The sequence below is a fragment of the Fibrisoma montanum genome (genome assembly GCF_003583365.1).
In the GTDB taxonomy this organism is placed as follows: domain Bacteria; phylum Bacteroidota; class Bacteroidia; order Cytophagales; family Spirosomataceae; genus Fibrisoma; species Fibrisoma montanum.
Genome location: NZ_QXED01000011.1, coordinates 127,939 through 141,298 on the forward strand (window position 1 = coordinate 127,939; position 13,360 = coordinate 141,298).

Consider the following 13,360-nt stretch of genomic DNA (forward strand, 5'->3'; position numbering starts at 1 on the left):
ACTTTAGCAAAAAGCCTCTACGTTTCCGCAGAGGCTTCGATATACTAAAATGCTATAGTCAATTAACCAACCGATCCTTCCAGGCTGATCTCCAGCAACTTCTGGGCTTCAACGGCAAATTCCATCGGTAACTGATTCAGGACTTCCTTGGCGTACCCGTTGATGATCAGGGCTACGGCCTGCTCGGTCGGGATGCCGCGCTGGTTGCAGTAGAACAGCTGGTCTTCGCCAATCTTCGACGTAGTGGCTTCGTGCTCAACGGTGGCCGTCGGGTTGTTCACCTCAATGTACGGGAACGTGTGCGCTCCACACTTGTCGCCCAGCAGCAGTGAGTCACACTGCGAGAAGTTCCGGGCGTTTTCGGCCCGCTTCAGCACCTGCACCAGACCGCGATACGAGTTCTGGCTCTTGCCGGCGGAGATACCCTTCGACACAATCCGGCTCTTGGTGTTTTTACCAATATGCACCATCTTGGTTCCGGTATCGGCCTGCTGCATGTTATTCGTCACGGCTACGGAATAGAATTCACCGATCGAATTGTCGCCTTTCAGAATAACCGACGGATATTTCCACGTAATGGCTGAACCCGTCTCGACCTGCGTCCACGAGATCTTCGAATTAGGACCGTCGCAGATGCCGCGCTTGGTCACAAAGTTGTAGATACCGCCCCGACCTTCTTTGTCGCCCGGATACCAGTTCTGTACGGTCGAGTACTTGATTTCCGCGTCGGCGAAGGCAATTAACTCTACGACAGCCGCGTGCAGCTGGTTCTCGTCGCGCTGGGGAGCTGTACAGCCTTCGAGGTAACTCACGTAGCTGCCTTCGTCGGCGATGATCAGTGTCCGCTCGAACTGACCCGTACCGGCCGCATTGATGCGGAAATACGTCGACAGTTCCATCGGGCACCGAACGCCCTTCGGAATGTAACAGAATGAACCATCGGTGAAAACGGCCGCGTTCAGGGCAGCAAAGTAATTGTCTTTGGCAGGTACAACGGAGCCGAGGTATTTTCTGACCAGTTCGGGGTGTTCCTGAACGGCTTCGGTTATCGAGCAGAAGATGATACCACGCTCGGCGAGGTCTTTCTTAAACGTCGTTGCCACAGACACCGAGTCCATTACGGCGTCGACAGCTACGCCCGACAGGCGCTTCTGCTCGTTCAGGGAGATACCCAGGCGCTCGAACGTCCGGCGTAGTTCAGGATCGATGTCGTCGAGCGACTCTACCTTCTTCTGCTGCTTCGGAGCCGAATAGTATTTGATAGCCTGGTAGTCAATTTTAGGGTATTTGACGTTGGGCCAGTGGGGTTCGGTCATTTCCTGCCACATCCGGAATGCTTTCAGCCGGTTTTCCAGCATCCATTCCGGTTCGTTCTTCTTAGCGGAGATGAACCGTATAATATCTTCGTCCAAGCCCTGCGGAGCCTCGTCTGCCTCGATCAGGGTCTCAAACCCATACTTATACTCAGCGTTGGTGATGCTCTCTAAGAGTTCGACTTCTTTGCTCATGGTTAGTAGACGCGCAGTTTAAGAACGCGTTGCTGTAAAGAATTAACAATCCATCGGATGGGTACGTTCCGGGCACAGTGGACAAATATCGGAAACTTTCGGTTAATCCGGGCATCTTACCCAGGCATATCCCCTGGGGAACGGGCGACGTCTGTACCTGTGATCCATAGTCACGGGTTTCCGGTTCTTTTGTCGTCTTGTACTGAAACATGGCTGACACCGGCTGAAGCGTACCACGCCGGGTACCGATACTGGGCGAAAATCGGGTTGTAAGAGTCTGAAAACAAATAAGGTTACCGCAGCCGCAGTAACCTTATGCTCTATCACGTGAAAAAAAACTACTTACTTAGCCGTTACCTTGATCTTGGAGTAATACAGCGTGGTCAGGCCTTCGAAACCTGAATCCGTGCCCACAACCAGCCAGAGTTCACCGTTGGCGTTGGTTTTAACCTGCAGCGGTTTTTCGGCGTTGCTGCGGGTGATCAGCTTATAATCCGTTACGTCGTTTCCGGCCCCGATCGTTCCCAATAAAAGGGCGTCGCGGCCACCTTCGGCCTGATTGCCTTTATCGATGCTGATCTCGTAAAAATTGTTTTTGAGCTCTTTCTTCGGCTCCGTGGCCGAAGCACCGGCTTTCAGATAAACGCTGCTGCCGGGCGAGCCGCCGATACCAACCGAGTTGTCGGCATACTGCGATGCCAGTTCTACGTCAAACACCAGCGAATAGGTCGTGTTGGGCGTGAGGCCGGTCAGTTTTTTGCGGATATACATGAACAGGTCATCGCTCCGGTTCATGCTCGACACCATGATTGATTTCTGATTGGTATTCAACGGGCTGGGCAGACTAACCCAATCGGACTTAAACTGTATGTCTGCAATCTGCGGGCCGTAATCTACCACATCGGCTTCCCAGCCGTCTTTACTCTGCTGAAAATTCGTTTCATAAAGAACGCCCGGCTGGTTGGGTCCTAATTCAGTAGATTCCTGTGAGCAGGAAGCGATGAACAAACTACTGACCAGTACGGATGCGAAAAGAATGGTTGACTTCATTGTTCACTAAAGATTTGTTTCCCGTATTGACCCACCGCCAAACGACAGGGTTGTAATGAAGGTAACAAAATTTCCTGAACGTATCTCAATCTCGTCGCGGGGCGGGGGCGTCGAGGCCGCGCAGGGCCAGGTAAAACGCCACCACATACACCAGTTGGGTTCCGGCGGTTCCCCAGTCTTCTTTCAGGGTAGTGCCGAACAGCAGGGCCGCGATTACCAGCCCGCCAACGAAGTAACCCCACTTGCTGAATCGCCCGCCGATCAGGATCAGCAGGCCAGTGGTGAGTTCAACAAACGGGAGTACGTAGAGAAAGGAACGCACAAGCACCTCAGGCAGAATCGTACCGGCGAACCCGCCCGCCATTTTGTCGACGAAGCCGCTGAGCTTGGGAATACGTACCGCGCCATGCATGAGCATGTTAATGCCCAGCCCGAGTCGAATAACGATCCGGGCCAGTTGGGTAGCCGACAGAGTAGTCATCCCGGCTACGGATTGTTGCTGACTAATGCGTCGTTGTTGTCGACTTCGATGTCGCCGTTCTCCACGTCTTCTTCCGCCAGCATGTCGTCGTTGACGCCATTGGCCTCCGTGCCGGGCTGTTCGTCGCCCTGATCGTTAACTTCTTCCTTCACCGGTTCAGGTCCCTGATTGGTCATGGGGTTCATATATTCCGTCTGCGACACCCCTTCGTTGGCCTGTTCACCCTGGGCCATCTTGGACAGAACGCCCTGGTTTTCGTCTTCGGCGGGATTGTAGGTTTGGTTTTCCATACGTAGTTGAACGTTGATATCGTGTTGCTCCGTTACACGCTCCCCGATCGGGTTACGTGGCCACCCAGGTAGTAGTTGTCGTCCTGTACGTGGTCGTGTTCGCCGGTCGGGTCGCCGTCCGCGTCGGTCGGTTCGTCGGCCAGTGAGTTGTCTGCACCGGCTTCGTCGGCATCATCGTCTTCGATAGCGGCCCCGCTCTGGTTGCGGAAGTTGTCGGGGTCAATGCGGACCACGCGCGTACCGATCAGTTCGGTATCGCTGGCCGCTCCGGTTGGGGTTTCCTGTTGAGTAGTCATGCGGTGTTGCTTTATCTGTATAGGTAGATAACCCGATACGGGTAGAAAGGTTGGCGGGTCGCGTTTACCTGTTAATTACATTAGGCCTTGTTGCATGAACGGTTTCCTGCTACTCCTCATCGCGGTTTTTCAGGCTGGTCTGATCAGCGCCCAGAACGACCGCGCTCCGTTGTTCACCTCGTTTGACGGAACGCAGATTCACTACGACACCCTCGGGAAGGGGCGGCCGGTGGTTCTGCTCCACGGCTTCATCACGAACGGCGATTCGTGGAAACGGGCGGCCGTTCGGCAGCAACTGGCCGATGCCGGTTTTAAGGTAGTGACCCTGGATTTGCGGGGCAATGGCCGCTCCGATCGCCCGCACGAGGCAGCCGCTTACCGAAACGATGCGGAGCTGAAGGACGTAATGGCCCTGATGAAGCACCTCGGCCTGACGAACTACGATGTTGTAGGTTACTCCCGCGGGGCTATCCTGACCGCCCGCCTGCTGACGCTTGATACGCAGATACGCCGGGCCGTACTGGGCGGGATGAGCGCCGATTTTACGCAGCCCGACTGGTACCGACGCAAGAATTTCCACGAAGCGCTGACCAGACCGGGCAGCCATCCTGAACTGCAGAGTGCGATCGACTATGCCAAAAAAAGTGGGGCCGATACGGTCGTACTGGCCCGGTTGCAGGAGTTTCAGCCGCAGACGACAATGGCCGAACTGCGGCAGGTACGCGTACCCGTGCTGGTAGTCAATGGCGATAAGGACCGCGATAACGGTGATCCCCAGACGTTGGTCGATGCCATTCCGGGTGCGAGGTTAGCCGTTGTGCCCGGCGATCACGGTGGGGCGATGCGAACCCCTGAGTTTGCCCAGGCCGTCGTGGCGTTTCTGAAGAAATAAGAGCTATTTTACTAACGCAGTCAGGGCTTCGGATGCTGTTGGATAAGCAAATCTAAACCCGGCTTCCTGTAATTTGCGAGGAATCACATTACGACTTTTCAAAACCAGTTCTGTTTCCGTACGTAGTAAGAACGCACCAATCTCCAGCATCCACCGGGTAGCGGGTAGCCCAACCGGGGCACCGAATGCCCGTCGTAGCAATGTCATAAATTCTGTGTTACGAATAGGGCAGGGGGCGGTACAGTTAAACGTACCGTTGAGGGCGTCGTTCCTGATCAGGAAGTCAATGATCCGCGCGAAGTCGTGTTCATGAAGCCAACTGATAAACTGATCACCGTCGCCCTGTTGCCCACCCAGGCCAAACCGCGTTAACCGCTTCAAAACCGGAAATACGCCACCATCACGACCCAGAACCAGTGAGGAACGTAAGGCAACTTTGCGGACCTCCGGCGTATCACTCTCCCAGAACGTTTGCTCCCACTCTTTGCAAACCTGCTGGGAAAAGCGGTACTCTGCCTGAGGGCTGTCGGTTTCGCCCGTGATCTCGTCCATCTGCCGGTCTGGTGCATGACGGTAGATGGTTGCCGACGATAGATTGATCCACAGCAAAGGTGGGTTGTCTGTCTGTCGGATTGCCTGTCCCAGAACCGCTGTTGATTTGATACGCGATTCAATAATCTGGCGTTTGTTTTCGGCGGTATAGCGACAATCTACCGTTTGGCCAGCCAGGTTGATTAGCACATCGGCTTTATTGAGTTCATTAGCCCAGGTACCTATCGATTTGCCATCCCAGGTTACGTACCGAACACGGTCGTGACTTGTGTACGGCTTCCGCGAGAGGACAACGATGTCAATGGGGCTATCCTTCCAGTAGTCAACCAATACCTGGCCAAGAAAGCCGGTTCCACCTGCCAGGATAATTTTGTGGGGCTTCATAGTCCAGCGATGGATAGGTAAATTACTGTGAAACTGACACTCAACCACGGGTTCAGGCCCAGGTTGTAGCTCCGGATAAAGTGCTGACCAACGGTCAGGGCGTAACCAATTGGCAGAAGTACCAGCCAGCCCGTCGTTAAACCCATGGTCAGGATAAAGCCACCCAGAAGCAGACTCATGCCTGCGTGGCCGCAATAGTCAAGCAGCGTTTCCGTAAAGTCAGGGTGTTTTGTTACGTATAGATAGGCGCTGACCAATCCGATTTGTAACCCAAGCAGCACGGGAGCAAGCCAGGGCACCATGCCGTGACAAACGTAATGCAACCCAGCTACGAGGCCAAACACAAGTCCGATAAACAACAGCCGGTAGCTTAGATGAAACTCGGGTTGAAGTTCCAGCAGTGACCAGCGGCCGGGTCTGACGGGTACAATAATCCGGCGATTGTAGGAGATAAATGCGTACAGGACATTAAGCAGTCGCTTGAGCCAACGCAATGGCGATAATCCGCCGAGTATGCGACCGCGCTCGCCCAGCAGATACAGCCAGGTATCAACTCCGTAAAGTGTTTCACCACCATTGAGATCGACCATCGGAATTTCGTGGCGGGCACGTTGGTAATCCAGACGGTTCAGGATGGAAGCATCCGTTACGGCGTTGTTCGGGATGCGTTCAAGGTCCTTGTTGATAGCGGCTAATCCTTTTGTGTAAGCCCGGCACATCGGGCAGTCGGCGTCATAGATGATTAGCTTTTTCATGGTTGCTTTGACGTGTTACAGTTGTGGTTTGCGTTCAATGTTAATAGAGACCATTACGCTTCATCGTCAAAAGGCTGACTAGCCAAGTGTAGAAAATACCCTGAAACGGCATTGGACAAAAGGCTCGATACGGGAATATTAACGACAAGAACGAACGTGTCCAGGGCTGACTTATAGGCCGTATGGGTTAAGGAAAACAAAGCATAGTAGCAGAGACTCCAGATACCCCAGGCCAGAAGGTTTCCAAAGGCAAAAAAGCCAGATCGCCACGTAGCAAATACGTATTTACCCCATAATTCTATGGTCGACTGACAGAGGTAGTACAAACCAACAAGTATTGGTAGTGTCGATAGGCCACTAAGATGCAGATTGAGTTGGGTTAGCAGGAAAAAACAAACGGCATAACTCCCCATAACCCAATACCAGGTTAGAGGGCGCGTAGTACATGGTGCTTCTGTAACGGCATAGTACTGAACGACCGTAAGCATGATAGGAAACAATAAAACGAAATAATATAAGGTAAGGCCAGTGAGAAAGTACATGGCGATTGGAAGCCAGACCCATTTCTGATACCAACCAATCTTAACTATTTGCTTCATTTTTTAGTATTCTAAATTTTCAGAAATAATTGAAAGTTTTAGCTAAAAAAATATTACCGGAATACCTTCAGGAACTGACTCATCAGCCAGTTCTCTTCGGCCTTGATAACGGCGTTGAGTGTGTTGTCTGCAAACCCTACCACACTGCTCAGCCCTTCCATAACGCGCCTGAACTCCTGCGCTTCGGGCGTGCTGGCGTCAATGGCTTTCAGATCATTCAGCACCTCAACTACCGGCGTAATCTCCCGGCGACGGCGCTCCTTAGCTACCTGACGGGCCACTTTCCAGATATCTTTCTCGGCCACATAAAACTCTTTCCGTTCGCCCGCCTTCAGTTGCTTATAAATCAGCCCCCAGTCCATCAGGTCGCGGAGGTTCATGCTGGCATTGCCCCGCGAAATCTGCAACTGCTCCATCACATCCTCGGTGGTCATGGGTTCGGGCGAAATCAGCAGCAGGGCATGGAGCTGCGCCATCGAGCGGTTAATGCCCCACTGCGTTGCCAGCGTCCCCCAGGTTTGAATAAACTTGTCTTTTGCTTCCCTGAACTCCATGCGTCAAATGTACAGTGTGTTTTGTAATTTCAAAAATAATTGAAAGATAATCTTTTCTATGGGATGCCGGAGTAATTGATGGACAGCCCGGCGTTCACAAAAACTTAACAATGACAGCCCGGAGGAACGCTTACATTTGATAAATAAACCTGTACTATATGCTACTAAGATACCTATCAACGTTATCCCTTTCCTTATTGTCGCTGGCGCTCTGGGCGCAACCGGCTAAGACGGGAAGCCGGAACGTTCAGCTACCCGGTAAAATGGGTCAGGAAACTCAGCGCGTCATGCTGCCGAACGGCTGGAGCCTAACGCCCCATGGCCGTTCGCTGCCGCTCGGCGACCTCCCCCTGAACATGGTCTTGTCTGCCGATGGCAAGCGGTTGGCGGTGACCAACAACGGCCAGAGTACGCAGACTATTCAACTGATCGATGTGGCCGGCGAAAAGGTTTTGAGCGAAGCCGTTATCGCCAAGTCATGGGTGGGTATCCGGTTCAGCCCGGATGGGAAGCGGTTGTTCGCGTCGGGCGGTAACGACAACCGGATCCTGATCTACGACGTATCGAACAACCAGTTAACCAAAACCGATTCCATCGAACTCGGTAAACCCTGGCCCAACCGCATTTCGGTGGCGGGTGTCGAAGTGGACAAGGCCGGAAAAACGCTCTACGCCGTTACGAAAGACGACAGCTCGCTCTACGTCTGCGACATCGCGTCGAAGCAGGTAAAAAACAAAATCAAACTCCCCGCCGAAGCCTTCACCTGTCTGCGGTCGCCGGTGTCCGACGAGTTGTTTATTTCCATCTGGGGGGCTGAGAAGGTAGTTATCTATGACCCGAAGCAGCAGAAACTGACCGGCGAGATTGCGACCGGCAGCCACCCCAACGACATGACGTTCTCGCGCAACGGGCAGTATCTGTTCGTCGCCAACGCCAACGACAACTCGGTGTCGCTGGTGGATGTGAAGTCGCGCAAGGTGCTGGAAACATTCAATACGTCTCTGTATCCCGACGCGCCGGCCGGCAGTACCCCCAACGGTCTGGCATTATCAACCGATCAAAAAACACTGCTCGTCGCTAACGCCGACAACAACTGCGTCGCCGTGTTCGACGTATCAAAGCCGGGCCGCAGCCGGTCGCTCGGGTTTATTCCGGTGGGTTGGTATCCTACGTCGGTGAAGGTGGTTGGCAGCAAGGTGCTGGTGGCCAATGGCAAAGGCTTTACCTCGAAAGCGAATCCGAACGGCCCCAACCCGTATAAACGCCGGGAATCGGGTACGGAATACATCGCCGGGCTGTTTAAAGGTACGTTGTCGATGTTTACACTGCCGAAACCCGCTGAACTGAGCGCCATGTCGAAGCTGGTGTATCAGAACACGCCGTACTCAAAAGAAAAGGAGAAACTGGCGGCCGGTGAAGCCAACAACCCGATTCCGCGCAAGCTAGGCGATACGTCGCCGATCAAATACGTATTCTACATCATCAAGGAAAACCGGACCTACGATCAGGTATTTGGGGATATGCCCGAAGGGAACGGCGATTCGTCGCTGTGTCTGTTTCCCGAGAAAGTGACGCCGAACCACCACGCGCTGGCCCGGGAGTTTGTGCTGCTCGACAACTTCTACGTCGATGCGGAAGTGAGCGCCGACGGACACAACTGGTCGATGGCGGCTTATGCAACGGACTACGTCGAGAAAACCTGGCCGACCAGCTACGGTGGCCGGGGCGGTACCTACGACTACGAAGGCAGCCGTCCGGTGGCGTTTCCCAAGAAAGGTTTTATCTGGGATTACTGCCAGCGGGCCGGCGTTACGTACCGCAGCTACGGCGAATTTGAAGCGTATTCAAAACAGAAGCGGTCGGCGCTGGCGAATCATTTCTGCCCGACTTACCCCGACTATGACCTGAAGGTGATGGACACCATGCGGGTGGCACTCTGGAAAAAAGAGTTCGATTCGCTGCTGGTGGCCAAGGCGGTTCCCCGGTTCAATACGCTGCGGCTCGGAAACGACCACACGAGTGGCGCCCGGATTGGTGCACCAACGCCCGCTGCGCACGTAGCCGACAACGACCTGGCCGTGGGTATGTTCGTCGAATACCTGTCGAAAAGCCCGATCTGGAACGAATCGGCGGTGTTCATTCTGGAAGACGACGCTCAGAACGGTCCCGACCACGTCGATGCGCACCGGTCGCCGGCTCTGGTAATCAGTCCGTACACGAAGCGGAAGCACATCGAACATACGATGTACTCGACCTCCGGTATGCTTAGAACGATGGAATTGATTCTGGGCCTGCCGCCGATGAGCCAGTACGATGCGGCTGCTACGCCCATGTTTGCCTGTTTCACCAACACCCCCGATCTGACGCCCTACACCCGTCGTCCGGCTCAGCAGGATTTGGAAGCGAAGAATACAGCCATGAACGGCCCGGCCCGCGAATCCGAAAAATTTGACCTCCGCTACGCCGATAAGCTGGACGACCTGAAGTTTAACGAGGTGATCTGGAAGGCGGTAAAGGGAGAATATTCCGTAATGCCGGCTCCCCGACGCGGGGCGTTTCTGGTAGTGGGTGAGGAGGCTGATGACGATGACGACGATGATTAACCGGAGTCCGTGCGTACAGCTTTTAATGCGTATGTACCGTTAACGAAAAGGCCGGCCCGAACAGGCTGGCCTTTTCGTTAACGGTCACGTCACCGTATCGACTTATGCAGGGCGGGTAGTACCTTTGATACCCCGTTTGGGTAAACTTCCTCTCGCCATGTTGAAAAAAGCCTTCCAGGACGAACTCTCCCTGAGCGCTCCTTTGCAGCGCAACAGCCAGGGCAACGATGTCAAACGCGTGCAGGAGTGGTTGTCACTCAGTGCGCTCCGGTTTCCCGAAGCTTCCGTAGCCACGAACGTCGATGGTCAGTTTGGACCGGCTACTGAGCGGGCAGTGCGTAATTTTGAGGAGGCCGTCGGGCGGACTCCAACCGGCGTCGTAACGCCTGACCTGTTCGACGAACTGAGCCATCCGCTGGCTGCTGCTTTTCAGAAGGTAGCTCCCGTTGAAAACATTCGCCAGACCGTTGTTCAGGTCGCGCAGCGGCACCTGAAACAACGGGCCACCGAACTCCAATCGGGCAGCGCGCAGAATCTGGGTCCCTGGGTGCGTAGTTATTGCGATGGTCTGGACGGATCGCCGTTCAAGTGGTGCATGGGGTTCGTGCAGACCGTACTTGATCAGGTTGCGGCCGGTCAGGGGCGGCAGTTCACGGCCATTATGCCGAAAACACTTAGCTGCGACGTACTGGCGCTGAGTGGTCGGCAAACCGGTCGCCTGACCGAAAACACCCTGATCCGTCGCGACCCGTCGCGCATCAAACCCGGCGACGTATTTCTGTTACGGTTCCAGGGCGTAGACGACTGGTTTCATACCGGTGTGATCACGCGGGTAGACGACGATGTAGTGGAAACAATTGAAGGCAACACCGACACCAAAGGCTCCAGCAACGGAACCGGCGTATTTGCCCGCGTCCGCAACTTCCGCAAAACAACCATGGACGTGTTTTCCATCGAGGGGTTGTAGTTTGTGGTTGGTGGTTTGTAGTTGGTGGTTTATGGTTTGTGGTTTGTAGTTGATGACCAGGCAAAGTCGAACAACCGCAAACTACAAACTACAAACCCATTACAAACCACAAACCACCAACCCACCCTCCGCCTACATCCGGCTCAGGATCGTTTCCGCGAACGCTACGTCCGAATTCTGGTCCGCCAGTTTTTGCAGGTTGGCCGTAGAGTAGGAAACACTCCCGGCAACTACCTGCTCCAGCATGCTGGCAATAGCCGACGGTGAAGTCGAGTCGGCCACCAGACCGAGCTGCTCGGTTTGTACCAGGTGGCCCATGTAGCCATAATCCGACGAAAGCAGCGGCTTTTTCGAAACGGCCGCCCGGATAATGACTGAGGCCATACCCACGTGCCGCTGGTAGAGTGCCAGGGCGTAGTCCGAGATGTCGAAGTACGTCTGGATGCGTCGGCCGCGTACTTCCTTAAACACCGGAATGATTCGGGCATCGCCGGGTACTTCAGCTATTTTCTGTTCGATCAGTTGCTGAAAGTCCGGCCTGATTGAGCCGACAAGGACCACAGACAGCGCCTGCCGCACGGCCGGCTTAACGAGCCTGAGTGCTTCCAGCAGCGGTTCGATGCCTTTCCGGTCGTCGAGGTGACCAAAGAGCAGCAGCGTTTTCCGATTGGGATCAAGTTGTAATTCGGTCCGCAGCGCATCCAGTTCGGCGGGCGAAATGTCGTACGATTTCACCGGATCAGGCAGGGGCAGTACGTTCACGCCGGGACTCATCTGCCGCAGGGCCGGAACCGCCGAATGGTCCAGGCAAAACAGGTTGCTCAGAACGCCCCGAAACAGGACTCCGCGCAAGGTTAGCTTCTTGCGCAGTACGTTCAGCCGGGCCTTCAATCCACCGCGTACGGCGTAGTGAAAATCCGGCCGGAAATAGATGCCCGATACGGCGCACGGGGCCTTCCGGCCCAGCCACATACTCAACTGAAAAATATCGACGTACATGAGCAACATATGCGTCGGGCGGTGCTCAGCTGCGTAGGAGAGGGCCAGCTTCCATTCCCGGAACGATCGGTTGAGAGGAGACGTCTGGTGGGTATGGTCGATGACCGAAGGCGGAATAGGAATGAACCGCACCCGATCGGATGCGGGCCCATCTGCCACTAGCTGGTGAAACGTCGACGCAAACGATGCCTGCGTAACCACCAGCAGTTCCCCATCCGGCCGGCGATGGAGCCAGTAGTTGATCAGGTGGGTCAGGTAATCGGCGTGGTGCCCATCGATAACGGAATCAAACAGCAGAATTCTCCTCACAGTGACTGGTTAACTACTTGTTGGTAAACCTGAAGGGTCTGGGTCGTAACCTGCTCCGGCGAGAACGCTTCCTGTCGGAGATAACCCTTCTGGCGTAATGATGCCCGCAGTGGCTCATTCTCAATGAGTTGTTCAATAGTCTGCCGCATCGACAGTTCCGATGCCGGGTCGAAATATAGGGCGGCATCCTGCGCCACTTCCGGAAAGCAGGACGTATGGCTCAGCACCACCGGGCACCCTGCGGCAAACGCTTCCAGGATCGGGATGCCAAACCCTTCGTACAGCGACGGGTAGACAAATGCCAGGGCTTTTTCGTACAGCCGGTACAGTACAAAATCGTCGATATCATGGAACAGCACCCGCCCGTTCAGGCTTAACTCGCTGATGAACTGCTGTTCGGTTGGGTCGAAAGGACCGCCCCCGGCACAGATCAGTTGTACGTGCGGATAGCGTTTCAGGGTAGGGGCAATGGCTTTCAGAAACGGTATGAAATTCTTGTACGTGCCCCGGTTCCCGACGTAGAGCAGGTACGTATCGGGCGTCTGTACCTGAAACGAAGCCGGCACATTCAGTGTGCGGAAGTGGGTAGCGTGGTAGACGACCGTTATTTTGTCCGGGTCGATGCGGAACAGATCGACCAGGTCTTTTTTGGTGTTTTCGGACACGGCGATGACCCGGGCCGACCGGTCGAGCAGCGTTTGCTTCAGGTCTTTGTTGGCGTTGTCGAGGTGACCGTAGGCATCGCCCAGCCGCTCCTTGATCAGATCGTGGTACGTCAGCACAAACGGTTTTTGGCCGATGAATTTCAGAAAATAGGGGTGAAAAAACGTCGGATGAAACACATCGTAGTCGTGCTGCATCACCTGCACCGAACTGAGCAGCCGGTTAACCTGCGAGAACAGCATACTCGTTGGCATGTACCCGAGAAAGTAACGGTAGGAATACGTCCGGAACTGGTTGCTGTTGACCAGGTAAACGTTGTTGGAAAACCGAACCGAGAGTCGTGCATCGAGTCCCCGTTGTCTGAGCGATACAATCAGGTCGTAAAAGTACCGGGCCACCCCTCCATACCGCGCCCCTGTGAAGGCCTGGTGATCGTACAGAATTTTCATACGCAAGAA

Annotated in this window: 13 protein-coding genes; 3 read left to right on the top strand and 10 right to left on the bottom strand. The window is 54.5% G+C overall.

All coding sequences use genetic code 11. From position 1 onward, the window contains the following. Nucleotides 1-62: 62 nt before the first annotated feature. The 5 genes from sufB to DYU11_RS28510 all read right to left on the bottom strand — a co-directional run bounded on the left by sufB (nt 63) and on the right by DYU11_RS28510 (nt 3,625). Nucleotides 63-1,508, bottom strand: coding sequence for a Fe-S cluster assembly protein SufB (sufB, locus tag DYU11_RS28490; protein WP_119671143.1), 1,446 nt, complete (start codon nt 1,506-1,508; stop codon nt 63-65). A 342-nt stretch (nt 1,509-1,850) separates the two neighbouring features. Then, nucleotides 1,851-2,558 (bottom strand): hypothetical protein, encoded by a 708-nt coding sequence (locus tag DYU11_RS28495; RefSeq protein ID WP_119671144.1) that lies wholly within the window; start codon nt 2,556-2,558, stop codon nt 1,851-1,853. A gap of 85 nt (nt 2,559-2,643) precedes the next feature. Then, nucleotides 2,644-3,039, bottom strand: coding sequence for a DoxX family protein (locus DYU11_RS28500; RefSeq protein ID WP_119671145.1), 396 nt, complete (start codon nt 3,037-3,039; stop codon nt 2,644-2,646). 5 nt (nt 3,040-3,044) lie between these two features. After that, complete coding sequence (locus DYU11_RS28505; protein WP_119671146.1) at nt 3,045-3,329, bottom strand: hypothetical protein; 285 nt, start codon at nt 3,327-3,329, stop codon at nt 3,045-3,047. Nucleotides 3,330-3,361: 32 nt separating this feature from the next. After that, a complete protein-coding gene (locus DYU11_RS28510) occupies nt 3,362-3,625 on the bottom strand; it encodes a hypothetical protein (protein ID WP_119671147.1) in 264 nt (87 codons plus the stop codon). A 94-nt stretch (nt 3,626-3,719) separates the two neighbouring features. Between DYU11_RS28510 and DYU11_RS28515 the strand changes: the two genes are divergently transcribed. Continuing rightward, complete coding sequence (locus DYU11_RS28515; protein ID WP_119671148.1) at nt 3,720-4,517, top strand: alpha/beta fold hydrolase; 798 nt, start codon at nt 3,720-3,722, stop codon at nt 4,515-4,517. Between the two features lie 3 nt (nt 4,518-4,520). Here the strand turns inward: DYU11_RS28515 and DYU11_RS28520 are convergent, their stop codons facing one another. From DYU11_RS28520 to DYU11_RS28535, 3 genes are all read right to left on the bottom strand, one after another. After that, nucleotides 4,521-5,453 carry a TIGR01777 family oxidoreductase gene (locus tag DYU11_RS28520; RefSeq protein ID WP_119671149.1) on the bottom strand — a complete coding sequence of 311 codons (933 nt, stop codon included), beginning with the start codon at nt 5,451-5,453 and terminating at the stop codon, nt 4,521-4,523. Then, nucleotides 5,450-6,208, bottom strand: coding sequence for a thiol-disulfide oxidoreductase DCC family protein (locus DYU11_RS28525; protein ID WP_119671150.1), 759 nt, complete (start codon nt 6,206-6,208; stop codon nt 5,450-5,452). The genes DYU11_RS28520 and DYU11_RS28525 overlap by 4 nt, the downstream gene beginning before the upstream one ends. 652 nt (nt 6,209-6,860) lie before the next feature. Then, nucleotides 6,861-7,361 (bottom strand): GbsR/MarR family transcriptional regulator, encoded by a 501-nt coding sequence (locus DYU11_RS28535; protein ID WP_119671152.1) that lies wholly within the window; start codon nt 7,359-7,361, stop codon nt 6,861-6,863. A 158-nt stretch (nt 7,362-7,519) separates the two neighbouring features. Here DYU11_RS28535 and DYU11_RS28540 point away from each other — a divergent pair, with 158 nt between their 5' ends. Next, entirely contained in the window at nt 7,520-9,964 is a 2,445-nt protein-coding gene (locus DYU11_RS28540) for a beta-propeller fold lactonase family protein (protein ID WP_119671153.1), read from the top strand. A gap of 157 nt (nt 9,965-10,121) precedes the next feature. Then, entirely contained in the window at nt 10,122-10,931 is an 810-nt protein-coding gene (locus tag DYU11_RS28545) for a peptidoglycan-binding protein (RefSeq protein WP_119671154.1), read from the top strand. Between the two features lie 132 nt (nt 10,932-11,063). Here DYU11_RS28545 and DYU11_RS28550 read toward each other — a convergent pair whose 3' ends face one another. Both DYU11_RS28550 and DYU11_RS28555 read right to left on the bottom strand, forming a co-directional pair. Then, the gene (locus tag DYU11_RS28550) at nt 11,064-12,239 is read right to left on the bottom strand and encodes a glycosyltransferase (RefSeq protein WP_119671155.1); all 1,176 of its coding nucleotides are present in this window, start codon (nt 12,237-12,239) and stop codon (nt 11,064-11,066) included. After that, complete coding sequence (locus tag DYU11_RS28555) at nt 12,236-13,351, bottom strand: glycosyltransferase family 4 protein (protein WP_119671156.1); 1,116 nt, start codon at nt 13,349-13,351, stop codon at nt 12,236-12,238. The genes DYU11_RS28550 and DYU11_RS28555 overlap by 4 nt, the downstream gene beginning before the upstream one ends. Nucleotides 13,352-13,360: the final 9 nt, after the last annotated feature.

Bases quoted from the DNA above. Each gene is read 5' to 3' on its own strand.
- DYU11_RS28525 (WP_119671150.1), bottom strand. From the start codon at position 6,208: ATGAAAAAGCTAATCATCTATGACGCCGACTGCCCGATGTGCCGGGCT.
- DYU11_RS28520 (WP_119671149.1), bottom strand. From the start codon at position 5,453: ATGAAGCCCCACAAAATTATCCTGGCAGGTGGAACCGGCTTTCTTGGC.
- DYU11_RS28505 (WP_119671146.1), bottom strand. From the start codon at position 3,329: ATGGAAAACCAAACCTACAATCCCGCCGAAGACGAAAACCAGGGCGTT.
- DYU11_RS28500 (WP_119671145.1), bottom strand. From the start codon at position 3,039: ATGACTACTCTGTCGGCTACCCAACTGGCCCGGATCGTTATTCGACTC.
- DYU11_RS28545 (WP_119671154.1), top strand. From the start codon at position 10,122: ATGTTGAAAAAAGCCTTCCAGGACGAACTCTCCCTGAGCGCTCCTTTG.
- DYU11_RS28495 (WP_119671144.1), bottom strand. From the start codon at position 2,558: ATGAAGTCAACCATTCTTTTCGCATCCGTACTGGTCAGTAGTTTGTTC.
- DYU11_RS28515 (WP_119671148.1), top strand. From the start codon at position 3,720: ATGAACGGTTTCCTGCTACTCCTCATCGCGGTTTTTCAGGCTGGTCTG.
- DYU11_RS28535 (WP_119671152.1), bottom strand. From the start codon at position 7,361: ATGGAGTTCAGGGAAGCAAAAGACAAGTTTATTCAAACCTGGGGGACG.
- DYU11_RS28540 (WP_119671153.1), top strand. From the start codon at position 7,520: ATGCTACTAAGATACCTATCAACGTTATCCCTTTCCTTATTGTCGCTG.
- sufB (WP_119671143.1), bottom strand. From the start codon at position 1,508: ATGAGCAAAGAAGTCGAACTCTTAGAGAGCATCACCAACGCTGAGTAT.
- DYU11_RS28510 (WP_119671147.1), bottom strand. From the start codon at position 3,625: ATGACTACTCAACAGGAAACCCCAACCGGAGCGGCCAGCGATACCGAA.
- DYU11_RS28555 (WP_119671156.1), bottom strand. From the start codon at position 13,351: ATGAAAATTCTGTACGATCACCAGGCCTTCACAGGGGCGCGGTATGGA.